This window comes from Hyella patelloides LEGE 07179 (assembly GCF_900659865.1).
GTDB classification, from domain to species: Bacteria; Cyanobacteriota; Cyanobacteriia; order Cyanobacteriales; family Xenococcaceae; genus Hyella; species Hyella patelloides.
The window spans coordinates 12,905-39,514 of record NZ_LR213796.1 but is presented as its reverse complement, the minus strand read 5'-3'; the positions used below and the strand labels follow the sequence as shown (position 1 = coordinate 39,514).

At 37.5% G+C, this 26,610-nt stretch carries 21 protein-coding genes; 10 read left to right on the top strand and 11 right to left on the bottom strand.

Annotated features, from left to right (window positions below):
- On the bottom strand, window positions 1–2,418 hold a 2,418-nt coding region (locus H1P_RS07455), incomplete at its 3' end, for a glycosyltransferase family 39 protein (RefSeq protein ID WP_246141513.1).
- Window positions 2,419–2,815: 397 nt separating this feature from the next.
- Here H1P_RS07455 and H1P_RS07450 point away from each other — a divergent pair.
- The 3 genes from H1P_RS07450 (at window position 2,816) to H1P_RS07440 (ending at window position 7,315) form a co-directional block, all read left to right on the top strand.
- A complete protein-coding gene (locus tag H1P_RS07450) occupies window positions 2,816–3,694 on the top strand; it encodes a sensor histidine kinase (protein ID WP_144865658.1) in 879 nt (292 codons plus the stop codon).
- 251 nt (window positions 3,695–3,945) lie between these two features.
- Window positions 3,946–5,778 (top strand): hypothetical protein, encoded by a 1,833-nt coding sequence (locus H1P_RS07445; protein ID WP_144865656.1) that lies wholly within the window; start codon window positions 3,946–3,948, stop codon window positions 5,776–5,778.
- A 1,288-nt stretch (window positions 5,779–7,066) separates the two neighbouring features.
- Window positions 7,067–7,315 (top strand): type II toxin-antitoxin system Phd/YefM family antitoxin, encoded by a 249-nt coding sequence (locus tag H1P_RS07440; protein WP_144865654.1) that lies wholly within the window; start codon window positions 7,067–7,069, stop codon window positions 7,313–7,315.
- Between the two features lie 556 nt (window positions 7,316–7,871).
- Here H1P_RS07440 and pruA read toward each other — a convergent pair.
- The 4 genes from pruA to H1P_RS07420 form a co-directional block, all read right to left on the bottom strand.
- Window positions 7,872–10,883, bottom strand: coding sequence for an L-glutamate gamma-semialdehyde dehydrogenase (pruA, locus tag H1P_RS07435; protein ID WP_144865652.1), 3,012 nt, complete (start codon window positions 10,881–10,883; stop codon window positions 7,872–7,874).
- Between the two features lie 632 nt (window positions 10,884–11,515).
- Entirely contained in the window at window positions 11,516–12,229 is a 714-nt protein-coding gene (locus tag H1P_RS07430) for an HAD family hydrolase (RefSeq protein WP_144865650.1), read from the bottom strand.
- Between the two features lie 53 nt (window positions 12,230–12,282).
- Window positions 12,283–13,137: a class I SAM-dependent methyltransferase gene (locus H1P_RS07425; protein WP_144865648.1), complete on the bottom strand. Its 855-nt coding sequence runs from the start codon at window positions 13,135–13,137 to the stop codon at window positions 12,283–12,285.
- Window positions 13,138–13,161: 24 nt separating this feature from the next.
- Window positions 13,162–13,572, bottom strand: coding sequence for a hypothetical protein (locus H1P_RS07420; RefSeq protein ID WP_144865646.1), 411 nt, complete (start codon window positions 13,570–13,572; stop codon window positions 13,162–13,164).
- A gap of 172 nt (window positions 13,573–13,744) precedes the next feature.
- Here H1P_RS07420 and H1P_RS07415 point away from each other — a divergent pair, with 172 nt between their 5' ends.
- A complete protein-coding gene (locus tag H1P_RS07415; protein ID WP_144865644.1) occupies window positions 13,745–14,539 on the top strand; it encodes a fumarylacetoacetate hydrolase family protein in 795 nt (264 codons plus the stop codon).
- Between the two features lie 19 nt (window positions 14,540–14,558).
- On the opposite strand, the gene H1P_RS07410 is transcribed toward H1P_RS07415, so the two are convergent.
- From H1P_RS07410 to H1P_RS38840, 3 genes are all read right to left on the bottom strand, one after another.
- Window positions 14,559–15,038 (bottom strand): Tic20 family protein, encoded by a 480-nt coding sequence (locus H1P_RS07410; RefSeq protein WP_144865642.1) that lies wholly within the window; start codon window positions 15,036–15,038, stop codon window positions 14,559–14,561.
- Between the two features lie 141 nt (window positions 15,039–15,179).
- The gene (locus H1P_RS07405; protein WP_144865641.1) at window positions 15,180–15,722 is read right to left on the bottom strand and encodes a DsbA family protein; all 543 of its coding nucleotides are present in this window, start codon (window positions 15,720–15,722) and stop codon (window positions 15,180–15,182) included.
- Between the two features lie 521 nt (window positions 15,723–16,243).
- Window positions 16,244–16,372, bottom strand: a complete 129-nt coding sequence (locus tag H1P_RS38840; RefSeq protein ID WP_281291114.1) for a hypothetical protein — start codon at window positions 16,370–16,372, stop codon at window positions 16,244–16,246.
- 278 nt (window positions 16,373–16,650) lie between these two features.
- On the opposite strand from H1P_RS38840, the gene H1P_RS07400 reads away from it, so the two are divergent.
- The 5 genes from H1P_RS07400 (at window position 16,651) to H1P_RS38830 (ending at window position 23,101) form a co-directional block, all read left to right on the top strand.
- On the top strand, window positions 16,651–20,427 hold the full coding sequence (locus tag H1P_RS07400; protein ID WP_144865639.1) for a GAF domain-containing protein: 3,777 nt from the start codon (window positions 16,651–16,653) through the stop codon (window positions 20,425–20,427).
- Between the two features lie 134 nt (window positions 20,428–20,561).
- Window positions 20,562–21,035 carry a MarR family winged helix-turn-helix transcriptional regulator gene (locus tag H1P_RS07395; RefSeq protein WP_144865637.1) on the top strand — a complete coding sequence of 158 codons (474 nt, stop codon included), beginning with the start codon at window positions 20,562–20,564 and terminating at the stop codon, window positions 21,033–21,035.
- A gap of 433 nt (window positions 21,036–21,468) precedes the next feature.
- On the top strand, window positions 21,469–22,071 hold the full coding sequence (locus H1P_RS07390; RefSeq protein WP_144865635.1) for a Crp/Fnr family transcriptional regulator: 603 nt from the start codon (window positions 21,469–21,471) through the stop codon (window positions 22,069–22,071).
- 165 nt (window positions 22,072–22,236) lie between these two features.
- Entirely contained in the window at window positions 22,237–22,548 is a 312-nt protein-coding gene (locus tag H1P_RS38835) for an oxidoreductase (protein WP_186375878.1), read from the top strand.
- Window positions 22,549–22,564: 16 nt separating this feature from the next.
- Entirely contained in the window at window positions 22,565–23,101 is a 537-nt protein-coding gene (locus H1P_RS38830) for an oxidoreductase (RefSeq protein WP_144865631.1), read from the top strand.
- 59 nt (window positions 23,102–23,160) lie between these two features.
- Here the strand turns inward: H1P_RS38830 and H1P_RS07375 are convergent, their stop codons facing one another.
- The 3 genes from H1P_RS07375 to H1P_RS07365 form a co-directional block, all read right to left on the bottom strand.
- Window positions 23,161–24,009 carry a helix-turn-helix domain-containing protein gene (locus tag H1P_RS07375; protein ID WP_144865629.1) on the bottom strand — a complete coding sequence of 283 codons (849 nt, stop codon included), beginning with the start codon at window positions 24,007–24,009 and terminating at the stop codon, window positions 23,161–23,163.
- A 192-nt stretch (window positions 24,010–24,201) separates the two neighbouring features.
- Window positions 24,202–24,834, bottom strand: a complete 633-nt coding sequence (locus H1P_RS07370) for a response regulator transcription factor (protein ID WP_144865627.1) — start codon at window positions 24,832–24,834, stop codon at window positions 24,202–24,204.
- Window positions 24,835–24,936: 102 nt separating this feature from the next.
- The gene (locus H1P_RS07365) at window positions 24,937–26,160 is read right to left on the bottom strand and encodes an RNA-guided endonuclease InsQ/TnpB family protein (RefSeq protein WP_144865625.1); all 1,224 of its coding nucleotides are present in this window, start codon (window positions 26,158–26,160) and stop codon (window positions 24,937–24,939) included.
- A 286-nt stretch (window positions 26,161–26,446) separates the two neighbouring features.
- On the opposite strand from H1P_RS07365, the gene H1P_RS39270 reads away from it, so the two are divergent.
- Window positions 26,447–26,608 (top strand): CGLD27 family protein, encoded by a 162-nt coding sequence (locus tag H1P_RS39270; RefSeq protein ID WP_342799544.1) that lies wholly within the window; start codon window positions 26,447–26,449, stop codon window positions 26,606–26,608.
- The last annotated feature ends 2 nt before the right edge of the window (window positions 26,609–26,610 follow it).

The window sequence follows — 26,610 nt, the reverse complement described above, 5'->3', positions numbered from 1 at the left end:
TTGCCAATCGTAAAGATACACAAATGCTAGATAAGCATAATTATATGGATTATCTGGAGCTATTTGAGTGAGATTTTGCCAAGATGTAATTGCCCCTTTGACATCTTGCTGTAATACCTGGGATAATGCGATCGCATATAGCCAATCTAGTTTTTGTTTTGTTGTGGGTTGGCTGTTTTGTAAGCGATAAGATAAAGCGAGTTCGGTTTGTTTTAGGTAGTCTTGTTTGCCATCATATTGATTAATACGGGCGGTTTGAGCAAAGATAGCTTCTAAGGCGGTAATTCCTGATGACATTGTCGGTGCAATGGTACGCAGTTGAGTAACTAGATCTAATTCTGGTGCGGGTATGGGTTTAGCATTAGCATTGATGGTAATGGTAGTTTCGGAAATTGGTATGCTATAACTTTCTTTTGTTTGGCGATTGAGGTAAGTTGCTTGTAGCTTATACTCTCCTGGGGTTATATTTTCAGGTACTAGCATTGCTGTATTTTCCGTTACTTTGAAGGTAGGGTTATAATCGGGAAAATATAAGCGTTTAGAAGCGAGCATTCCCATCCCAATACCACGATCGTGTATCCAATTTATAGGGGCATGGTGCGAAACGCTCTCACCAGATTTTTTATTGTCTAATTGCCAAGTTAGTAAGACTATTCCTTGGGTTAATTGTTCGTCACTTCCTATCCATTGATAGGTAACGGGTATTGTGGTATTAGTAGTTGCTGTTTGAGGTATTATGATTTTACTTAATTGTATTTTATCTTCTAAGTATGTCTCTTCATTCGGAATAGCTACCTCTATATTAGGTTGAGTTGCACGATATAATTTTAGTTCGCTATTATCGGGTAATTGCCAACTTCTATGTAGCTGAAAATCAGCACTTTCTGATACTAGTTTAGTGATGGTAGCTTGAGCTTCGGGTACTGAACCTTGATCGCCTGTTTTTGTAAGAAACCATTCTAGGGAGCGCATATCTTGAATCACTTCATTTTCTTTAATTCCTACCTGTCTACCTACTACTTGAAAGTTTTGCAGTCCGCCATAAAAGGAAAAGTTATGTTGATTAATTTCAGGTGTTGAAGGTAATACTCCTAAAGTATTTCGTAAATTAAAATCGGTATTTATGATTTCTTGAATAACTTCTTGATGGGGGTAAGGCTGTTGGGTATAGGGATAATTTTGTACTCTAGGACTTAATATATTGGCGATGGTTGCTCCTGGTAATGGGAAGATATTTAAGAGCATTAAAACTATAGCAATAATGATTGTGAGCCATTGAAGATAGTTACGCCACCTTCTACTATAAGCTTGTAAACCAATTGCTAAGAATAGAGCAATGATCGGTAATAGAGGTAAAATATATCTGGCATCTTTATTAATGTTGAAAGAGGATAATAAATAACCGCCAATAAAATAAATTAGTAGCCATCTCATACCATGATTGTTATTAATAGAGAGAGATGGTGGGGTATAAAAATTTGGCTTAAAGGTTTTAGCTATCAAATAAAGTACAATTCCCACTACAGGAATTAATAATAAGTGCCAGGATAACAAATAGGGTAGAGTTTTAAAATAATAAACCCAAGCATCAATAGTATTTAAAGCAGGATCTCCTTCTGCTATTGCAGAATCTATAGTGGCTCTTTTTCCTGAAGTTAATATGAGTAACCAGTTCGTACGATACCAGGGATAACAAATCGCGATACTAATAAAGATGCTGGTAATTAATTGAGATATTCCTAACCACTGACGATTTTTACAATAAGCAAAAAACAGCCAAACTAAGGGGATAAATAAAAAGAAAAGTGCTGTCTGCTTGAGTAAAACAGCAAATCCCAAGCTAACACCAAAAGCAATAGCTAGTAACCAAGACTGATTTTGCTTTACCTTCCAAAGAGTGAGTAACCAAAAACTAAAAGTCGTAATAGCAGTTAACGGATAATCCAAGAGAAATTCGAGACGATAGTAATATAACCCTGGTAATAACTGACATAAGATAGCTGCGTAAATTCCTACCTTATTATTAAACAGAATTACTCCAATACCGTAAACAGCCACTAGCAGCATTGCACTATAGACTGGCATTACCAGATTAGCAGCATCTTCCTTTAGACCAAACCAACTAAAAAAGGGTGCTGTCAAAACATAGTGTAAGGGGGGAATCTTGTTGGATAGTAACCAAAAATTACGCCACCATTCCCCATCGAACCATTGAGGAGTTTGTAAAGCTTGCCAATAATTCAATGCGCCATTAAGATAATCAGCTTGATCCCATGCTGGTACAGAATTATCTAAACTATACCATAAGCGATCGCAGACTATTCCCAATAACCAAATCAAAAAGATAATTCCCAGACTTGGAATATGTCTATAGCGTCTGTAGATTTGTTTGTCAGAATGTAAAGAATCAATAGTCAAAATTAACTAATTCTATTTTAATAATTTAATAAGTAGATTTACGGAGATTAATTCTCAAAAAATCTAGAATATTTTTAGCTTTTCTTTATTTTTTTACAAATTTGCATTGAATATCATTGATAGTGATAACAGAGGTAAAACAGCTAAGAAAGCTCGGTATAAAGCCTGAAATTACAATTGGGCTTAATAAAAATCAATATAAAATACGTAAAATAACTGATTTCATCTTACATTATTTTGATTAGACTATGAACAACTAAATAGAAATCTCTCGTAAGTTTTAATACTGTTTTATCGTAAATTTTTTTTATTTGCTTGATAAAAGTTCTGTAATCTATGAGACTGCTCTTATTGCTTCTATTGAGGGTTAAAAGCTAATTCAAATATCTATAAAGATATGAATCAACAACCTTTAAAACAAAATAAACAGTTGCCCAAAAAGATTATAGTGCAACGCACAACTTACGCTCAAATTCCACAACAAATAAAATATTACGACATTAATCAGAAATTAGAGAGCAAAGTAAGTCAAGGAGCAGCGGAAATAGTTCACATTGCCAAAGAATTAGCTGCTAAAAACCGCGAGTTAAAGAAAGCGAATAAACAGTTAGAAAATTTTGCTTATACTGTTTCTCACGATCTTCAAGAGCCACTACGTTCGATTAATATGTTCACTCAGTTACTGGAAAAAGAATACGCTGCAAAACTGGATGGACAAGCCCAAGAATACATGAGCTACATTACAGGCAGTGCCATGAGAATGCAAACCATGATTCGGGATGTTTTGGATTATTCCCGTGCGGGTAAAAATGAACAAAATTGGCAGAATGTCGATCTCAATCAGTTAGTCGCAACAATACTTATCGATCTACAAGCAACTATTCAAGAAACAGAAGCCAAAATTATAATTAGCCACTTACCTATTGTGTTGGTCAAACCCACAGCAATCAGTCAATTATTACGCAATCTTATTAGTAATAGTATCAAATTTAGAAGTAATCAGAAACCTCACATTGAAATTGCCAGTCAACTGCAAGACAACCAGTGGTTGATTACTGTTAAAGATAATGGTATGGGTATCGAATCTGAATATCAAGATAAAATATTCCAAGCATTTAAAAGATTGCACTCTCAAGAACAATATTCTGGTAACGGCATTGGTTTAGCTATCTGTCAAAAAATTGTCGAATGCCATCAAGGATACATCGGAGTACAATCCCAATTAGGTAAAGGTTCAACATTTTATTTCACTCTACCTTTGACTTATCATAGCTAATTAACTAAACTGCATCCCTCACCTTGTTGAAACCCTTGATTTTTCTAGATAATTGTTCGAGGGTTTAAGGTTATCTTCTTAAAGCTATAAGCTTATAGCTTATAGCTTGGAGCGAAGCTCCTTTATAGGGGTATGAGGATCTAGGTTAAAAATCTCCCGAATTTCAGTCATCAAAACTAACTATTTCAGAAGAGATGTAGTTTAGCTGGTAGAATTTTGCTCGGTGTGAGAGTAAAAGAAACTCTTTTATAATGAATAAGTATCATCTTTGGTGTTCGACAGTTTTTGGCAACTTAATTAGTTTATCGGTAGCAGGGATTAGTATTGGTGGAGAAGTCACACAAGAAGAATCTGTAACCCCAAATGCAGAAGAATATAATCTGACAACTACACCTTTAGCAGAACAACTATTTACCCAACCCACAGCCAAACAGCTACAGCAAGGGGAATTAATTCTTAATTTTGATAACCGTCTTTTCTTCCTACCCGATCTAGTTCCTGGTGGGGTAGATGATGAAGACACCGCCGTTAATTTTAATACAGGATTTGTTTGGGGTATAACTGATAAATTACAGCTTGCATTGCAATTTCAATTTTTAGACAGTAGCACACCAGCTAGACAGGGTGACTTTACTAGCGAACGAACGGAAAATCAAGGAGCAGCAGGAGAATTAAAATATCGACTATGGCAAAACACCAGCCAAACTCAAGCATTAAGTGGTGTTGTTTCAGCTTCTTGGGGTACGAGGGGTTTTCGCTTTATTGGCGAGGAAACAGAAACAGAAATCAATAATCGCAATGTCTTTGTTGCTTTAGCTATTCCCTACACAGCAGAAGTCGGTAACAAATGGCAGTTTACAATCTCTCCCACTGTCGCTTTTTTCAATGATAAAAATGCGGGGTTTTTCCATCGTCTTCCTGGTGAAGATGAAGAGTTTGGTACGGTGTTTGGTTTCGCTGGAGGTATTGCTTACGAAATAAATCCCCGTCTCTTTATTTGGGGTGATGTTTTTGTTCCCTTAACAGGAAATAATAGTATTAGTCGTAGTTCTGGTGAACCCGATACCGCGATCGCTTATAATAGTGGTATTCGTTATTTAGTCAATCCTCGTCTAGCTTTAGATGTCTACGCTTCTAACACCTTTGGTAGTTTTGGCCCTTTAAGTTTGACCGCAGATCGTGATTTAATAGCATTGGGTACTAACCTGACATTTATGCCTGATGTAGTAGCTGCTAATCGAAAATATAGCGATCGCTTTAATGAAGAGTCTCAAGATATCGTTACCCCTCTGACTACCGATGGTTTGGCTTTTTTTGATGGTGGAGTAGTTTCTTCTCAAGACTTTATTTTCAACTTCCAACTAGGCTCTCAAGGAATCCTCACAGCCCTACGCTACGGCTTTTTAAAAGACTTTGAAGGTGCTATTTACCTCGATTATATCTTTAGTGATGTGGATGAATCCGAACAAGGTTATAGTGCTAAACTCAGGCTTTTAAATCAAGCAGAAGGTTCACCCGTTACTCTTAGTTTGGCTGCAACAGTAGGTATTACTAATCAACCCTTCATTAACTTCCTAGAAAATGATCGCGATGAATTTGAGCGTCAAGACTTAGATAAAGAGATTCCTATCTTTACCCCTGGAGGAGACGACATCGACGAAGGAAAACAGTTAATCGTTACTTTTGCCTTACCCATTCATTATCAAATTGCTACCAATACCGCAGTCTGGTTTACTCCCATAGTGGGATACGTGCAACGAGAAGGTACAGAATTAGCAGGATTCAACTTAGGTGGTTCAGTAGGAATATCTTCTGAATTAAGTGCTGTAGCAGAATTTGGAGCAAATTTTAGAGGAGAAGGCAATACTTTTGGCAACAACGGCTTAGAAGATGCAATTCCCTGGACTTTGGCTATCCGATGGACTCCTTTATCTTTATTTGGCTTAGAACCCTCTGAAGATAACACCAATCCCCAGTTAGAATTTTATCTCACCAATCGCGTTGGTTCTTCCACATGGCATCAATTAAGAGTCAGAGATGATAACGATCTTGCTGTTGGTGTGGGGTTGCAATTTCCTTTTTGATTGTGGTTCTGTAATGCTCATCTTATTAAACCTATTCCCTCGAACAGTGTCTTGGTGAGCTACAAGATGCACCTTCGGACGATATAGCCGTACAAAGTTAGGTTAGAACAGATTACTTATCTGCTCGGAAGTAGCAAGTAGCAAGTAGCAAGTAGCAAGTAGCAAGGTTTAAGGATGTCCTAACGCTGATATGTAATGCTATATATCGCACTTGATGGCTTGTCCTCGAATGTGGGGACGTAGGTTCTCACCGCTATCCTAAAAACTACAGGTTTACCCTTTGTGTGGCTTTTTTTAGTCATGGATGTTATTGGCTTTCAGAAATAAAGATTTACTAAAAATACTCTGAAAGTATTATTCTCTCCTAGAAAGTTGCACATCGCATACAGGTTTTCAACTAGATAGGGTTTCTTACTTATTTTTTACTTTAGTTTCCTATAATTGACTAGGGGAAGTATTTCATGCTTAAACGTATTTGGTAAACCCCGTAGCTTTTAGCGCAGGGAGAAGCAATCGTAAGACGTTTTTAAATGTCCGTGAAATATTGTTTAATACATAAAACCAGCAAGTCGCAAAAACATATAAGCTGATTGTGGGTGAGATTCGCTGTAATTGGACGTTGTAGTTAAAAGGCAGGTTGGGGAAAACCCAAGCTCGGTGCAAAACACTCTACTTTTAGCCTTTACAAGCAAAGCTTTTAGATTGCGGTGCGACCCCGCGTCGGCGACAGACCCTAAAGGACTCGCTCCGCGTCGCGCACCTGGTAGCGCACCAAGAAGAGCGAAACAAGATTGATAAATATGGCTGGCATTGTCTAAAGAGTAAAAGTATGCTAAGACCTAGTTGCTAGGCTAGATAGTAGCAGGTTTTTGACTAACCCTTTAAGGAGTCTTTTATTAAGAATCTCCATCGCTTTTAGCGCGGGGAGTGTCAAAGAACTGATATCAGCTTACAGACTTAAATCACGTCTAATTTGAAAGTAAGGAATACTAAGGAAATCTAAGCTTATGAAGGGCTGTATGTCGAGGACACCTCGAACCTTTGTAATCCTGATGCAATTACTTTGTTGAAAACTACTATAGTCATTCCAATTAATTTCCTTGCGTTGTTAAACATTGGTAAAAGGATGAGAGATGAACAGTAGGGGCGAACGACCGTTTAACGCCTACTTGTGGTTTCTACTTGGAATTACTATATTTTCAATTTGAGAAGTATACTTTGTGTTTCGGCGTTGCTTTGAACAAAATTCCAGTTCTCATTATCACGGAAGAGGTATAGTTTAATTATCATGGATCGATTCATCAATGTTCACGAAGCGAAAACTCAGCTATCGCAAATATTATTTCAAGTAGCCCTAGGAGAAGAATTCACCATTGCTAATCATGGTGTTCCTGTAGCTAGATTAGTACCTTATAGTACCACTGATTGTGAAAGCGATCTCGCTCGCCTTCCTCGAAGACAAATCAAAAAAACGACAACCACTGATGATTTTTATGGGCTAGATGAAAACACCATGGGATTATTGGAAGAAGAATAACAAGTAAAGTTAATTTGCCTGATACAAATTTCAATACGAATATTGTGGGGTGGAATAAAATCGATTGGCGTAAAGTCGAACGAGCAGCTTCAGGCTTCAACGTCAGAACAATTTTTCGGTGGTTAAAAAAACAAAAATTCTCAAAATCTTAAACAATTAGCTCTCATCGCAAATTAGCAAAAAACAGATTTTTTCCAGATTCTCTAGCTATTGATTCACGTTATGATTCAGATAGCAAAAATTTGTCATAGGAAATAAATTTTTATGGATGTCAAACTTATAATCATAATTTTAACGGGAATCTTCATCGTATCCTGCCTATTTTTCGGTACAAAAAACGGTTTTTACGACTCTGACAATTACGATGGTAATGGTACTGCTCATTAAATAGGCATCTTATATAGAATGTTGGGTGGGCAAGATAGTTGGTTTTAACTATTTTTTCCAGGTTAGAAAAATTGCCCACCATTGTTACTTATTTTTGCTCAAAATAATCTGTGCTTATTTGCAACGTTAGAAATTACCCAAATCTCTCGCAAATGCATGGTAAATGGTGTTAAGTTCCTTCGATGGGTGCAAAACCCTGGCGCTGAATATTTTCTGTTACTACACGAGGATCGAGAAATTGTAGTAGATAGTCTGGTCCTCCTGCTTTAGAACCAACCCCCGAAAGCTTAAAGCCACCAAAAGGTTGGCGATCGACGATCGCCCCTGTAATGGTACGGTTAATATAAAGATTGCCGACTTCAAAATCACGATAAGCGCGATCGATACGGCTGGGAGTGCGGGAATACAAACCCCCAGTAAGGGCATAATCGGTACTGTTGGCAATGGTTAAAGCTTGGTCAAAGTTATCTGCTTTAATAACTGCTAAAACAGGGCCAAAGATTTCTTCTTGAGCAATAGTAGCATCGGCAGCGACATTACTAAATATAGTTGGAGAGACGTAATAACCGCCTTCGGGGACAGATACTTCTAAAGCGAGTTGGCTTTCTTGTTTCCCTATAGTGATGTACTGTAAGATTTTTTCTTTAGCAGAAGCATCTATTACAGGACCTACTTGAATACTAGGATCGTCTGTAGCACCCACATTAAGAGATTTAGTAGCTTCTACAAGGCGTTTCAAGAAAATATCATAGATAGGCGCAGCCACAATAACACGGGAACAAGCGGAACACTTTTGTCCTGTATAGCCGAAAGCTGACTGCACTACCCCTACTACTGCTTGGTCTAGATCGGCACTTTCATCAACGATAATGGCATTTTTCCCACCCATTTCTGCAATGACTCGTTTAAGGTGTTTTTGTCCTGGCTGTAATTGGGCTGCTTGGGCGTAGATATTGCAACCCACTTCTCTCGAACCAGTAAAGACAATTACGTGAGTATCTTTATGCTCTACAAGATAGTTGCCCACTTGTGAACCTTTACCAGGGACGTACTGAAAGACTCCTTTCGGTATACCAGCCTCAATTAAGATTTCGGTGATTTTAGCTGCAATGATAGAAGAATTAGCTGCGGGTTTAAGTAAAGTACAGTTACCAGGAACTAATGCTGCGACAGTCATACCTGTAGCAATGGCAAAAGGAAAATTCCAAGGAGAGATAACTACAGCAATACCTTTAGGTTGATAGAAGTAGCGATTATTTTCTCCTGCCACATCATAGTTATAACCATCGTCCAATGCCATCATTTCTCTTGCATAATAGCGACAAAAATCGATCGCTTCTGTTACTTCGGCATCTGCTTGAGGAATAATTTTACCCACTTCTAAACAGATCCAAGCATTTAATTCATGGCGTTGTTGTTCCATGAGATCGGCAGCTTTATCGATAATGATGGCTCTTTCTTTAACAGAGGTATTTTTCCAAGCAGTAAAAGCGTTTTTCGCTGCTACCATTGCTTGTTCTGCTTGCTCGATAGAAATTTGTCCTACTTTACCTATTAATTCGGTGTTTCTGGAAGGATTAACGGAATCTAGATATTTATCAGTTTCCACGTATTCACCGTTTATGTAGGGCAGATATGTTTTGCCGAGATTGACTTTGATTTTTTCTAGAGCTTTCTGGGCTAGAGTCCGTTTTCTCTTATTGGCATAATCTGTATCCGCAGCAGGGATGTATTCTATAAAAGGAATAGGGGCATTACCTGTTAAGGAGTTGTCTATCTGGGCATTTCGAGAAATATCTTTACTCTTATCTACTTCTGGTGGTGCAATTAATTCAGCAATGGGTTTTTCTTCCTGGTTCTGACGAATAAAAGAACTGTTAGCAGTATTCTCTAACAACCTGCGAATTAAATAAGCCATCCCTGGTAATAACTCCCCGTAAGGACAATATACCCTCACCCGATGACCCCGCTTGACTAAAGCTTGAGCTAATTTATCTCCCATTCCGTATAGAACTTGCATCTCAAAACGACGAGAAGGAATTTTTAACTCTTCGGCAATAGCACAAGCCAACGCTTGAGAACGCACGTTATGGCTGCCAATAGCTGCATACAAATATTCATGATTTTCCAGCAGCAGTTGAGTCATCTTTTCAAAATTAAGATCTGTAGCTGCTTTCTCGTTATAGACTGGTTGCAACCAATGATTTTGTTCTGATTTAATCGTTTCTTGATCCCAATACGCCCCTTTAACCAAACGTACCGTTAAAGGATTACCTCTTTCCTTTGCCCAATCAATAACACCTTGTAAATCCCGATAAGAATCTCTAAGATAAGCCTGTAAGGTAATTCCTAAATCTGTCCGCGTGCAAAACTCATCTTCTGTTAGTAACTCTTTGAGAATTTGCAGCGTTAAATCCTTATATTGATACTGTTCCATATCAAAATGAATCGCTGCGCCTAACTCTTTAGCCCTTCGTAATAAAATCCGAATCCGAGCGCAAACCTTTTCTTTACTTCCTACAGGATCGAGGGGATCGAACTGAGAATAAAATGCTGTTAGCTTCACCGATACTTGTACCTGTGGTATATCTTCCCCCTCAGCGCGATCGATCCCTTCTTTCCTCTTCCAAGTTTGTGCCTTTTGGGTAAGCTGTTCAATTAAATTCAAATAACGCTGTAAATAGTCTTGCGCTTCCGTTTCTGTGATTACCGCTTCTCCTAAGAGATCGATAGTATATGTCATACCGTCTTTTCTCAGGCGATCGATAGTTTTAATCACCTCGGCAATATTTTCTCCTGCAATATACTTATAAGCTAATGTCTCTACTGCCTTTGTAATAGTAGCTGCTGCGGTTTGAGCGGGAAAAGAATCAGGCTCACTGAAATTCAAAATCCCTTTTAAGGCACTGGGTAACTCTACCGCTTCGGCACTCATATATTGCTGTAGGTGTCGTGCAATTTCCGTTTTACTTTGCAGCGCAGGAATTGTATCAATGAAGCGAAACATCTGCACCCGTAAACCAGGGTTAGACATTGCCCAGTCTAAAACCTTATCGTCCCAACGCACCCGATCCCGCATCCGACCCAAAATATTGCTCTTATTTCTGGTAGATTGAATAAGTTCTCGAGCAATTTCTTGAGTTTGAGTTTCGTAAGAGCGATCGCTTCTAGTAGCTACCATAGTATCGACTTGTCAAATAAGGTAAAAAAATATGGGGCAGTTATAAATTATAAATCTTACCCACAATAAAAAACATCTTTCGTAATAGTTTTCAACTGTCAAGGAAATTGTTGACGAATTTACTTAATTTGAGCCGTTTTTTAGCTGAGAATATCTACCTAGAACAATATATTGCGGAATGTTAAATCTAAAATAATCATGACAATCCTTATTGAGAATGAGGCAATTTTGGCAACGAATCCTCGTTGTTAAAGATAGTTAATATATTTGTTCGTACATTGTATGGTAAATTGATTTGTAACCTGGGTAATTATTGTCGATTTTTGAAAATCGTTTAGTGAATAAAAGGTTGTAAGCTTTATCAAATAGACAATACAGAAGATTTTATTTTCTTTTACTTGACAGAAGTTAATATATAGAGCGATCGGTTTATTGACTAAGTATTTATACTTTCTTGACAAATCATAAATATCAATTCTAATTATTTTAATTGCAGTGATTGCCTATGTGAGTTAATAAATCAAATTAAAGTAATTATCTAGTGAGTTTCGATAATGGGTATTACTTTTAAAATATTTTTATCCCTTTATAATCAAACAGAAATTAATGCGTAACAAATATACTAAGCGCAATTAAAAAACTATTTCTTGATTTGAAAGTACTTGATTAACTCTGGCAATTTCAATATCAGCCAAATAGTCTACTGTCCAGTCCGCTCGTCTTTGCAGCATATGTAAAGGGTAAGTATGGGAAATTCCGACAACTTGCATTCCCGCTCTTTTTGCTGCTTCAATTCCTGCATAAGTATCTTCAATTACTAAACATTCGTTAGGTTGTAAATTTAGTTCTGGATACTGTTGACTAATTTTCGATACTGCTAATAAATAACCATCTGGTTCTGGTTTACTACTAGTAATATCATCTCCTGCTACGATAATAGAAAAATATTGAACAAGAGAGATTTTTTCTAAGACAAATAATGCTTCTTGCTTTAACGCACCAGTTACTAACCCAACAACTAATTGTTCTTGCTGTAATTGATTTAAAAATTCGTTTAAACCAGGATAAATAGGTAGAGTTTCTAGCTGAGATAATTTTTGTTTATAAGCTATTGTTTTCCTATTAATTAATTTATTCAAATAATCTTCTGAAACAACTCGACCTCGATTTTTTAAAATATCTCTTAAGCAAGCACGATCGCTTCTTCCTAAACAAAAACGTTGAAAATCATAACTATCAGAACGTAAGTTTTCTCCCAGTAAAATATCTGTAATTAATTCTTGATGAATAGTTTCATCATTAATAATTACGCCATTAAAGTCAAATAAAACTGCTTTTAAACCCATTGGCAAGTCAAAAATATTAAAAATTTACTTTGATTTTTATCAATAATTGATTATTAACCATTAAAAGCAAATTGAAAATCATTAACAGATGCTCGATCGCGTTCTGTTATCGGAAGAGGTTTAAAGCCGTAACTGACTTGATTAGTCCACCAAACTTCCTCTGTACGAATCATGTCAAATCCCGCAGCACCAAGCCAAGCATCCACATTTCCTTGGGCATATTCTTGAATATAAGGCTCTTCAAAAATATTAGTTAACCAAGGAGTTTGACGTAAAGTTTTTTGATTTCCATCGAGAATTATCGCCTGTCCCCCTGGGGTTAAAAGACGAAAACACTCTCTTAAAATAGCTTGAGAAATTGATGGCGGAGTTTCATGAAATAACAAGCTAGCTGTTACCAAATTAAAACTACGATCGGGTAAATTAGTGGTTTCTGCCAACCCATGTAACCATTGAATATTACAACCAAGCTGGTTTGCCTTGTAATTTGCGATCGCTAGCATATAGGGAGACAAATCTAAACCAATTATTTCCGCTTCAGGAAAAGCCTGGTGCAGCAAAATGGTAGTTGAGCCAGTACCACACCCTAAATCCAATATTCTGGTTGGTTTTCCAGCAACAGCATCAACTACTCCTTGTCTAACCCAATTTTCATTGGGAGGTAAAACATATTGTGTCACCGCATCATAGGTCACCGCAGCACCAGAGGTTAAATAGCCTCCAGCAACACCGTGGAAATTTTGTGACTGATAGTAATGAGGGTAAACGAGATTGGGATTACTTAAGCGATCGTATTCTGGTTTCCAGTTAATACTACTCGATAATTTTTTGAGAGAGTTTTCATCAATTAATAGACCAAATAAAGGCTGCAAAAACTGTTGCCACAAAGTATCTCGATCGATAGCCATAATTTAAAAAATTTTTTGATTGCTTTAAGAATTAGAACTTTCTGCTCGCTCGCTTTTGATGCGAGCGAGATACTGACGCAATCTCAGTAAACTAAGAGTTTGTCCTAGATTTAAAGGTAGCAAAGAAATCCCTTCTAGACGTGACTGTATCCAACTATCTCCCCAATACCATTCGTGGTAGCCATCAATTCCTTTGCTCAGTAGCAAACGCAAACAGTTATCATCGGCGGTTTCTACTTGATGTTCTATTTCTACTAAACCCAGCTTGCTTGTAAAAGTAAGATCGGGCTTAAGTATCTCAGGTAGATTATCAGATAAACTTTGAGGCCACATCCATTGACGCAATTTGGCCGTTTTTAGCAAGCAATCTCCAATAGTCTGTCGATCTGCTTCTATTTCAATTCTCAATTGGCTCTGTTGAAAGTTTCCTAGCATACTAGTAAAAAATTATTAAAGATAACATTTATCTGGACATTGGTACTCTGAAAAGATAGCAAAACCTTATTGTGTATTGCATCTTGCCAAATTGTACTCAAGTAGCAAATATTAAACCGACAACCTGCTAGAGTTAGAAACAAACAAGTAGTGATTCGTTTTTTCTGGCAGTATGGCACAGCGATATGTTCGAGTAAAAACAAAAGAGCAACAAGTTTACTATGGATTTCTGCAAGCAGATCATAGTGTTGCTGTTTTAGATGCTCCGCCCTGGCTTAATGGACAACCTACAGATATTGAGTTGGCATCCGATACTTATAAATTACTTGCTCCTTGCGCTCCTTCTAAAATTGTAGCCGTGGGCAAAAACTACGTTAAACACGCTCAAGAAATGGGAACTCCAGTACCACAAGAGCCTTTACTATTTCTCAAACCGCCAACAACGGTAATCGCAGACGAAGAATCGATCCATTATCCCCAACAATCTCAGAGAGTAGACTATGAAGGGGAATTAGCTATTGTTATCGGAGAGCGTTGCCGTAATTTAACTCCCGAAAAAACGCGTAAAGTTATTTGGGGTTATACTATTGCTAACGATGTTACAGCAAGAGATTTGCAAAAAAAAGACCTGACGTGGACTAGAGGAAAGGGATTTGATACTTTTGCTCCTTTAGGGCCTTGGATTGTTCGAGAATTAGCAGTAGATGCCAAAATACAGACTTTTATTAATGACGAAGAGACACCAAGACAGTCTGATTATGTTTCTGGGATGGTATTTCCCCCAGAGGTTTTAGTTTCTTACATCTCTCAAGTGATGACTTTACTCCCAGCAGATGTTATTTTGACAGGTACTCCTCATGGAATAGGCTCCGTAGTGCCTGGCGATCGCGTGACGATAAAAATAGAAGGTATTGGTAGCTTGTCTAACCCTGTGGTTAATGGTGAATGGCTGGTTGCTAGAGATTAGTGGGAATTAAGGCGTAATTTCAGGGAACTTGAGTATATACTGCTTCGGAGATTGCAGGAATTTCTGCATAACGTCCCATAGCCGATTGTACTATAGAGTAAATACACGCTGCTAAAACAACAGTAAAAATAACATTAAAAATAGTTACTGTAATCAAGCTGGGTAAAATTCCTGGCCCAATTATTCTGAAAAATAGAACACTCAACAAGGACAAAGCAATATCTACTAAGATAGCCTGCATGGTGTTAAAACGAATAAAATGAGGAATCTTTTCATTTCTCACTACAGCTAGAAACAACACAAAAAATACTACTAAATTACCAAAGGGAATTAGGCCATAAATCAATGCTAAGGGCTGCAAAGGAATGAGAATTACTCTCAAAAAAGGAAACTGCTGAAATAAGTCTGTACCAAATGGTATTGCCGAATAAAGAGGAATTAAATAAACCAGTGCTGCAAAGATGCGATCTTTAGCGTCTGTCGAACCACGCCAAGCCATTATTTTCTCTCCGAAAGAAGTTGATTAATTTCTAAGATAACGCAATATCCTAAAGGGTAGGGTGGGGCGATGCTCCGCCCTGCAAGTTATCTGTTGGCATTTGTAGTCAAATAGCTTTTCCCAACTGGTTCTCCGTTGTCATTAATTATTGTCAGCTATAGTTTTTAAAATTTGCATTAGCAAAACGTCAAGATTTTGTGTTCCTTCCTGGCGGATACCGATGAAAAAAGTAGGGGTTTGTTTGACTCCGTGTTCAATACCACTATCAATATCTTCTTGAATACGACTGCGATAAAGATGATCGCTCAGTTCTCTTAAGACACGGGGAATATCTAGTTGTAATCGATTAACATATTCAATCAAATCGCCGTCTTCTAGTGCTTGTTGGTTTTCAAACAGCATTGAGTGCATTTCCCAAAATTTTCCCTGTGCGCCTGCTGCTTCTGCGGTTTCTGCTGCTTTGAAAGATTGGGGATGAATTTTAGACTGAGGAAAGTGGCGAAAAATAAAACAAAAGCGATCGCCTAATTGTTGCTGTATTTTCTCTATAGTTGAATATGCTTGACCTGACTGGGAACATTGATAATCTCCATATTCCATTAAAACTAAGGCGGTAGTAGGTGCTCCTAAAGTGTGTTCATTTTGACGTAGGGTAGGAATTTCTGTGGGATTGATCTCGATCATGGACAAACTAAAAAATTTTTGATGAAGTAAAGATAATTACTAATTAAAAACACTGAGAAATCGAAAAACTCGAATTTATATTTCTGACTATTTATGCTACGAACATTTGAGTAGAGATTTCGCCTTTAAATGGTTAAGAATCTTACCCTAACTAAAGATAAGTATTCTGCCTTAACTTTCATCTAGGTAGTGTAAGTAACCATAAACTTCTGGCACTTACTTCGATAAACTCTGGTTGAGACTAATTTGAGGGATGAGGGATGAGGAAATTTTTAAGTAGCCCTAAAGGACTCGCTATCGCGTCGCAGTAGCAAGTAGCAAGTAGCAAGTAGCAAGTCAGAAATAGCAAGAAGTATCAAGTTATTAATATGAATTGTTAATTTATTTTTGTAAAAAGTCCAACCTAAAGTTTTTCGGGGTAACAATTGGCTTAAAAGCATTAAAAGTAAAGGGTCAAAGAAAATTAAGACCCTTAATTATTGATATTATTGACTATGTTTGCTTTCTAAACAGTTAAATCATTAAAATAGCGATCGCAAAATTGGGGGAATCAATTGCCCAAAAGCGATCGCAATAACCGCCAAAAATCTTTTTCTTGAGCCAGGTGTTTTACTGCTAGTTCTTTCCCTGTGGTTGATTCCTATATTCATATTGTTTTAACCTCAAATGAAATCAAAAATGGAACTTCAGAGATTACTTTTCTTGAATTAAGTAAACAGAAATTTCTCGAAGTTTACTCGCTTTAACTATCTTTATATCTACCAGCGATCGATCGCTTTTGACTTCTCAGTTCTTGCCTAATTTTGTCTGATATTGCCCAAACCCTTTAAAATTAAAGATAAATAAAACTAAAGTTGATTATTGATAAAAATCAATAATTATGATGGTTTGAGCAAATTTTTGTGTTTTCAAAGATTTAAGTCAAAAAATGGAGCAAGAAATAAGCGATCGCCTTAGCATCTCAACTAATAACCATCGCGCCAAAAAAGAAGCAGAAAGAATCGCTTTACTCGAACAACAGAAAGCAGAAGAGTTACCAGGACGCGATCGCCTTTTCAAGATTACTGCCAATGCTGCCCAGGCTTTACTTAATCATGAAAATTTAGATAATGCGATCGCTCGTGCTTTGCAAATTATCGGCGAAGGAATTGATACAGATCGAGTTTCGGTAATGGAACACTGCGAAGATTCTACAGGTGAATCTCTGGGTTATGCCAAAATGCTGTTTGAGTGGCATTCAATCCATGCAATTTCTCAGTTACATCATCCCAATTTACAACAGGTAAGTTACGAAGGAATAGAAAGCTGGTACGAACAGTTAAATAAAGGTGAAGTTGTAGGGAGAGTTATTGAGGAAATTCCTGAACCAGTAAGAAGTGGACAAAAAGAAATCGGCGTAAAATCGCTATATTCTGTTCCTATTACGATCGATGGAAAATATTGGGGTTTAATTGGTTTTGATGACTGTCGGGAAGCCAAACAACGTAGCGAAACCGAAATTTCTATACTCAAAACTACTGCTGCTTGTATTGGTAGTGCCATCCAACAAAGTCGTATTCGCGAGGAAGGAGAACAAGCAGAACGCCAAATATTACTAGAACAACAAAGAGTTACACAGCTACAAGAACATAATCAGGTTTTAGAGCAGCGCGAGCGCGAAGTGCAGCGAAGCTACCGTATTTTAGCAGCTACTGCCCAAGCTTCTAATGTTTTGTTAACAGGAGAAGATTTTGATAAAGCAGTAAATAAAGCCTTAGAAATAATTGGTATAAGTTTAGATACAGATCGAGTTACAGTTATTGAAAATTGGCATAATCCATCTAAGCCATCAATTCCACACTGGAGAGTTTTATACGAATGGAATTCACCCGATACAATGCCACAAATTTCTCATCCAGAACTAACTCAAGGGAGTTACGAAGGGATAGAAGAGTGGTATGAACTTCAAAAAAAAGGTCAAAGTATTAGGTGTCGATTGGAGGAAATGCCCGAACCTTTTCGTAGTGGACAAGCAAAAATAGGCGTAAAGATAGTCCATGGTGTTCCTCTTTTTATAGAAGGCAAGCATTGGGGAATTGTAGGTATTGATGACTGTCGAGCAGAAACATGTCGTAGTGAAGCTGAACTAAGTATTCTAAAAACTGCTGCTGCTTGTATTGGAGGAGCAATTGAGCAAGAACGCACCCGTCGCGCCCAAGAAAAAGCAGAGCGCAATATTTTACAAGAGCGAGAGAAAGCAGCACAAGAGAAGGCAGCCCAGTTAAAAGAACATAATCAGGTTTTAGAGCAGCGCGAGCGCGAAGTGCAGCGAAGCTACCGTATTTTAGCAGCTACCGCCCAAGCTTCTAATATCTTGTTAACAGGAGAAGATTTTGATAATACAGTAAATAGAGCATTGCAGATTATTGGTGAAAGTATCGATACAGATAGAATTGCCATTGTAGAAAATTTTGATAATCCATCCGATCCTTCACATCTTTATTGGAAAATTACATATGAATGGGACTCAGCCTACGCTGTTTCACAAATCAATCATCCAGAAGTAGCACAAGAAAGCTACGAGGGAATAGAAGAATGGTACGAGCTTTTCAGTAAGGGACAAACGATTAGCTGTCAGCTAGAAGAAATACCCGAACCTTTTCGGAGCAAAATGGCAAAAATAGGAGTTAAAACACTTAGTAGCGTTCCTATTTTTATCGAGGACAAGTATTGGGGAAATATCGGTATTGATGACTGTCGAAAAGAGACACACCGTAGCGAAGCGGAACTAAGTATCTTAAAAACGGCTGCTGCCTGTATTGGAGGTGCAATTGAGCAAGAACGTACCCGTCGCGCCCAAGAAAAAGCTGAACGCAACATTTTATTGGAAAGAGAAAAAGCAGCCCAAGAAAAAGCAGCACAACTAGAAGAAAGTAACCAAATATTATCCCTCCGAGACAGATGGTTAGAAGCAACCGCTAATGCAGCCAATCAATTACTAGCGATCGCCAAACTCGATGAAGGGATTAACGCAGCACTCAAGATGTTAGGAGAAAGCTTGGATTGCGATCGAGTTGCTGTGATGCAGCATTTTGAAGATTCTACAGGTGAATCTTTAGGTTTTTTGTGTCAACTATACGAATGGTATTCTCTTGGTACTATTTCTCAACTTGTCCATCCTCAACTCAACGAGATTTCTACTGATGGCATAGCAGAATATTTTGTCAAACTACAAGCAGGAGAATGGATCGGTGGTTTAATTGAGGAATTTCCCGAACCTTTCCGTAGCTCTCAGATAGAAGAATTAGGCGTAAAATCTACCTATGCTGTACCAATTTTTGTGGATAATCAGTATTGGGGAGTTTTGGGAATTGACCATTGCCGTGAACCAAAACGCTTAACACTAGCTGAAATTGCTGTATTCAAAACGGCTGCAAGCTGTATCGGTAGTGCCATTTACCGTCAGCAGATTCAACAGGAAAGAGAACAAGCAGAAAGAACAATGATTCTTGAAAGAGAACAAGCAGCCCAAGAAAAAGCAGCACAATTAGAAGAAAGCAACCAAATATTATCTTTACGGGACAGATGGTTAGAAGCAACCGCTAATGCAGCTAATCAATTACTAGCGATCGCCGATATTGATGAAGGAATTAACGCAGCACTCAAGATGTTAGGAGAAAGTTTAGATTGCGATCGGGTATGTGTTGCACAGTGGTTTGAAGACTCAACTGGGGAAACTTGGGGATTTATCCGTTTACTTTACGAATGGGATTCTCAATACGCTAACCGTCAAATTTTACATCCAGAACTCAAGGAAATTACCTATTCTAAAGAACAAGAAGATATGTTAGTTTCCCTAAAAGAAGGAGGTTTTGTTGGGGGAGCTATTGACGAATTTCCTGATGAGTTTTTCCAAACGGAACAGATGGAATTAGGAGTTAAATCTACTTACGGCGTAGGGATTTTTGTTGGCGATTGCTTTTGGGGAGTCCTCGGAATCGATTATTGCCGAAAACCAAAACGTTCAACACTACCTGAAATTGCCGTATTTAAAACGGCTGCCAGCTGTGTTGGTAGTGCGATTTACCGTCAACAAATTCAACAGCAAAAAGAACAGGCAGAATTAGCCATCCTTGACGAACGTAACCGCATGGCGCGGGAAATTCACGATACTCTGGCACAAGCTTTTACAGGCATCTCTTTACAACTCGAAGCTGCCAGAAACAGCTTAAATACTCAACCCGAAGCTGCCCAAGAACGGTTACTACGGGCTAAAATTCTTGCTAAAGAAGGAATTACCGAAGCTCGTCGTTCTGTTCGCGCCCTGCGCCCAGAAGCTTTAGACTCAGGGGACTTAATTACCGCGTTACATCAGCTTATAGATAAAATGGTTTCTGGTATAGATATTAAAGCAGAAATTTTTATTGAAGGTGAACCTCGATCTTTAAATCCAGAAATAGAAGTCAATCTATTCCGTATCGCCCAGGAAGCGACAACTAATACCTTACGCTATGCCCAAGCTGACCAAATTTGCATCCAGCTAATCTATGAAACTGACATAGTTCACCTGCAAATAAAAGACAATGGTATCGGTTTTAATCCTCAACTATTACAGAATCAGGGTTTTGGTTTAATCGGAATGCGAGAAAGATGCGATCGCCTTAAAGGAAATTTAGTTATCAATAGCGCAAGCGATCGAGGAACTGAAATTATAGTTACAGTGTAAGAAGCATTTATTGATAACTGATAACTGATAGCTGATTAGCGTGTTTCCCTGTATTCCAATTCGGCTTTCTCTACCTCTTCAAGATCGAGTTAACGATGCTACTATTTGTTTAGTCGGCTAAGTAAATAAGTTCGATGACTAATCAAAATCCACTTCTAACTACTACCTGTCTAATGTTGCGAGTTGCTAAAGCGCATCGAGTTTTGGTAAATGCTGCTTTAACCAATGTAAATCTGCATATTGGACAAGAAATACTACTAATGGAATTGTGGCAAGAAGATGGTTTAACCCAAACCCAACTGGCAGATCGTTTATCTATCGAACCGCCCACTCTCACTAAAATGTTGAGCAGATTAGAGAAGACAAAACTATTAAAAAAATACAAGGATACCCAAGATGCTAGAATTTGCCGAGTTTTTCTCACTGAAAAGGGATCTGCTTGCCAAAAATCTGTTACCGATCTTTGGCTCGATTTAGATGAAACCATACTTGCTAATCTCTCCTCAGAAGAACGACTGCTCTTTCGTCGTTTCCTAATTCAAATTTACGATAATTTAGAATCTGCCAAGCAATCTCAGTCATCGACAAAAAACTTCGCTGACAATTGATTTGGATCAATTAATTATTTTTCCCGTTGTCATATACTCATCAAACAAAGTCTTTAATTCTGGGAAAACACATAATAACCGAGCATAAATCAGGAACAACTTGATTTTTAACCAGCTCTAAGCTCTAAGCTCTAAGCTCTAAGCTTTGTTTAATTCCTCCACTTCTTTATTTAAGTGGAATAAGGCTACGTGGTGGGTTTAATTCCCTCACTATGCCAGTCTTGCTAATCGCTAATCGCTAATCGGTGATTTTCGCTGCAACTCGCACGTTCCCAAAGGGCTGCGGGATGTTAATGGTGCATAACCCCTACACTTCATCCGATGCGGAGCTGCTCGTCAAATTGCCCACAATTACCCATATTTTTTTGGCTTATTTACTTAGCCGACTAAATAAAATTAGAACTTCCCTTACTAATTCTATGGAGGAAATCTGATGGATTTGACCGATCCCGTTCGCCTTCCCGAACCATTACGAAACAATACCACAACTCAAAATCTAGCTGCGGGAGAAACTCTGTTTACCCAGGAGGATGAGGCATCAACTTTTTATGTAGTCACATCAGGTAGAATCAAATTGGTGCGCTACACAAGCGGAGGTCAAGTAAGTACCTTTGAGATCGTTAGAGCCTCCCAAAGCCTAGCAGAAATTGCTCTATTTGCAGATACCTATCCCTGTACTGCGATCTCTGAAATTGATTCAGAAGTAATTGCCTATCCTAAAGAAGAGCTTTTGAGCGTTTTACGAGCCTATCCAGACTTAGCAGAAGATTTTATGGAAATGCTGGTCAAAAAAATTCAGTCTCTCAAGTTTCGTCTTGAACTAAGAGATATTCGTATCGCCCACGAAAGAGTATTGCATTATCTGCGTCATTTGATTTCTTTTCCTGAAGAAACAACTATAGTATTAGACCGACCTTTAAAAGACATTGCTGGCGATCTTGGCTTTACTCCAGAAACTATATCTAGAGCATTAATTAGATTAGAAACTGATGGGGAGATCGCTCGTCAAGAAAACATTATTACTTTGCAAAGGTGAAAGATTGGAATGTATTTCTCTAATTACTCCAACTTAATCTTTGAGATTGGGCAATATTGAGAAAATTAAGGACAAGATCGGACAAGACAGAAATTCAGATCTTAATTATAATTAGCTCGACAATTCAAGAATAATAATTAAGTTATTTTTATAGGAAAATCTACTTTGAAACCAGATTCTTGCTTGACTTCATCAGTTCAACTAGGAGCGTATACTTTATCGAATCGAATAGTTATAGCTCCCAGAGCGCGATCGCTGGCTCAGAATAATTTACCACAACCAGAAGCAGTTAATTATTACGCAGATCGAGCTGCTTGCGGATTAATTATTACCGAGCCTACTTTAGTTTCTCCTGTACATACATTATCAAACTACCCAGGAATTTATACTCGCCAACAAGTGCGCTCTTGGAGAAAGATAACCGAATGCGTAAGAGAAAAAAACGGTAAATTTTTTTTTACAGCTTTGGTATGGTGACACAACAAAGCAATCTATTGATACCAGTATTGTTAGTTTGTTTCGACGTGCAGCACAAAATGCCCTAGCTGCGGATTTTGATGGTGTAGAAATTTGCGCCAATTGTAGTTATTTAATCGATCGCCAGTCTCCAAATAGCTCTAATGAAGCAGAAAATAGTTATAACATTGAATTAGAGAATAAAACTCAGTTGTTATTAACGATAATTGAAGAAGTTGCTAGTGTTTGGGATGAAAATAAGGTAGGAATAAAGCTTATATCTGATTCATTTTTTTTGCTGGCAAAAGCTTCTGGCTTAAGCTCAATTTTTTATCATATTATTAATGATTTAAATTTTTATAATCTTGCCTACTTACATTTAGAAAAGCCAGTTACAAACAATTTATTTCAGAATGAAATATCTTTAATATGGTTAAAATTAATTCATTCCATATATTCTGGAACATTAATTATTGACTGTCAACATATCACCCAAACAGAGAGAGAGACAATTTGCCAAGATAGTACCGATTTAGTTTCTTTTAATAATTTATCAAAACTATCAATTTTTTAAAGCCAATTCTTTAAAATCAGTAATTAGTAACCAAATTTATTTCTATTAACCATTACCTCTTACTTTTCACTCTTACGATACTGCATAGGGGTTACTTTTTGCCTATTGCGAAAGTGTCTAGCTAAATGACTTTGATTACCAAAGCCACATTCTAAAGCAATATCACAAATAGGCATATCTGAGTTTTTTAATAATTTTTTAGCTCGCTCTACTCTCTGTTGTAGGACATAATTATAAGGAGTTAAATTAGTAGAGCTTTTAAATAAACGACTAAAATAAAATTTTCCTACACCAGCAACAGTAGCCAAGTCAGATAATGTTATTTTTTGATTGAGATTGGTTTCAATATATTCTAAAATAAGATTGAGTTTTTTGGGAGACAATCCTTGATAACAACGTATATTTTTAAAATTATAGTTTAGGTAATTTCTTAGTAGGTGAACTGCTAACAAATTTGCTAGATTTTCAACATATAGTCGATCGCTAGCCAGATCGAAACTGCACAAATGACGAAAAATAACGCCTATCTCTCGAATTAAAGGATCGTTGATTAAAGAAAAGCGATCGTTAATTGCTAATTGTTTTTCTTCTATTGAATCATCAATTGCACTTGCTAAAAAACGAGGATGAAGATAAAAAATAGTTAATTCTGCCGTTTGTCGCCAATCAAGAGCATGGGGTTGATTAGACGAAACTAAAAAAGTTTCACCTACTTGGATTTGTCGAGTACATTGTTTATCGAGAGATGATTCACACCTCATCCAAGCCTCAGCATTAGTTTGTGGTAAGGCGATCTGTATTTCTTCATGACCGTGTTCGCACCAATAATTTGGCTGCTCTAAGCAATTATAAAAACTAAAGCCATCAAATTGATAAACTTTATTGCTTAACTTGTCAATATTGCACACGAATACTTCTCTAACTACGATGACATAATGTTAGAAAAAAGCATAGATATATACGCCTGTGCGAAGATTAGACTTTGACCATAAGTAAAGAACAGACAAAAACCCCGTATTAAGTTGAGGGTTGATACTTAACTTTTGACAAGGAAACAAGAAAACTTCAAGGGTAAGAAGTAAAAGGGAAGAGATTATTATCTACTCTAGTCGAGCTAAACCCCGTTTGAAAGCAGTAATAACAGCTTGAGTTCGATCGCCAACGTCTAATTTGCTTAAAATGTTGTTGACATGAAATTTAACTGTACCCTCAGTGATTTTCAGAATTGAGCCGATTTCTTGATTACTTCTACCCTTAGTTAACAATTTCAACACTTCCATTTCTCTGCTGGTAAGCTCACTATTAGTAATTCGTTCGGCTAATTTCATCGCTACCTCTTGGGGAACGTATTTTTTTCCTTGGTAAACGGCACGAATAGCAGTAGTTAGCTCTTTAGAAGTAGTATCTTTGAGTAAATAGCCTCTTGCTCCTGCTTGCAATCCCCGATAGATATCTTCGTCGGTATCGTAGGTAGTAAGAATGATTATTTTAGCCTCAGAAAATTCCGCTTTAATTTTAGAGATCGCCTCTACTCCTTCCATTATTGGCATTCTTAAATCCATCAGCACTACATCGGGTTGCTGTTCTCGATATAGTTTTACTGCTTGTTCGCCATTTTCTGCTTCAGCGATCACACTGATATCTGGTTGATAGTTGACTATCGAACAAATACCATCACGAACAATTTCATGGTCTTCAGCTACGAGAACATTAATAGAATTGGATTGATTCATCGCAAAGGAAGGTTATCGTTTACATACAAGTAACATAGTGAACTACTCATGGCGTAAACGCACACGAGCTTCCTACCCAAACGGACGGCTGAAATGCCCGAACTAAATTCGGGCATCGCGTCCTTCAGATTGCCTAGTAGTGGATTTCTTACGTCCTCCCTTACTTGGTCTGACATCTGGGCGATAGGCTGTAGCTCCAGTTCCTGAAGCCAAGAGTCGAAGACCCTCATCTTTGAGGGAGATTGCTGCATTAAGATCTCTGTCGTGAGTTGTCTGACAGCTATTACAAGTCCAAACTCTTACATCAAGAGGCAAGTTACCTACTTGATTGAGACAGACATGACAGGTTTTAGAACTAGGAAAAAATCTATCTACCTCTAAATATATTTTCCCTTCTTGTTCCGCTTTGTACTTAAGCATGGTGCAAAATTGCCCCCATCCCACCTGACTAATAGCTAAGGCAAGACAATGATTTGTGACCATATTCTTAATTGCTAGATTTTCAAGCACCAAAACTTGATTCTCGTTAACTATCCTTCGCGATAGCTGGTGATGAAAATCTTCACGACAATTAGTAATTTTGTTATGTACCTTAGCTACTTTTAGTCGGGATTTATTTCTATTATTACTCCCCTTTTGTTTTCTAGATAATTGTTGCTGTTTAATTTTCAGATTGTGTGAGTGCTTTTTGAACCATCTGGGATTATCAAACTTTTTACCGTCTGAAGTGATGCAAAAATGATTTAAACCTAAATCTAATCCAATTGTCTTACTTTCAGCAATCTTTTCGCCTTCGGCTCCCCCCAAATTTCGAGGGGTTGGGAGGGATTTCCCATCTTCAAACATCACCGAAGCATAGTATTGTTCGGCGCAATTTTTAGTTATAGTGACCGTTCTAATTGCACCTTCGACTGGTCGATGTATAACAGCGTCTATCCAATCAAGCTTAGGAAAGTAAATTTGATTTTCAGCTAGTTTGACATTTTGAGGATAGATAAGCGATTGCTTACCATGTCTGGATTTGAATCTAGGATATCTAGCTCGTTTTTCAAAGAAGTTAACAAATGCTCTACTCAGATTGAGACATACAGATTGAAGAGACTGAGAATAGGTTTGTTTTAACCATTCTGTTTCTTCTTGTTTTTTCAGTAATGGTAATTCCTTAATCATGTCATATTTAGCAATTCCTTGACCTGTTTCTTTGTATGTCTTGTTAGTTAAAGCAAGAAAGTGATTCCATACCCAACGAGTAGTACCAAAAGCCTGCGCTAATGACACTTTCTGTTGTTCGGTAGGATAGATTCTTACTTTAACTGCTTTGAGCATTTATTAAAAACTTAAGTTTGTGATAAAATATTAGCATATAAGCTGTAATTGACAAAATCGATATGGCATCGAGCCACTCGATTTTGCAGCCTACTCATCTCAATCCCTTAAAAGAGATGAGTATTCCCCAGCTTATCTATAAATTGCCATCTATCTTGCCATGCTGAAACGATCGAGCTATGGGACTGAGCAAGATTAGAAAAAATTGAGCAAGATTAGGCAAGAAAAAAATACTGTCAATCGTTAAGCTTTTTGAAGAATAAAAATAAGGCACTAATAACAATATATTTGGCATAAACCAGAGTTGATGCTAGTGCGAGATCGCCTTATTGGTAGATTTCAAGTGCGCCCCATTTTCAAACGCATTAAACAGACAATACTTTTGCTCTTGCTATTTTTGAGCCTTAACTGTTTAATTTTGGTTTTAAATTTAATTATTAAATCTTAGAC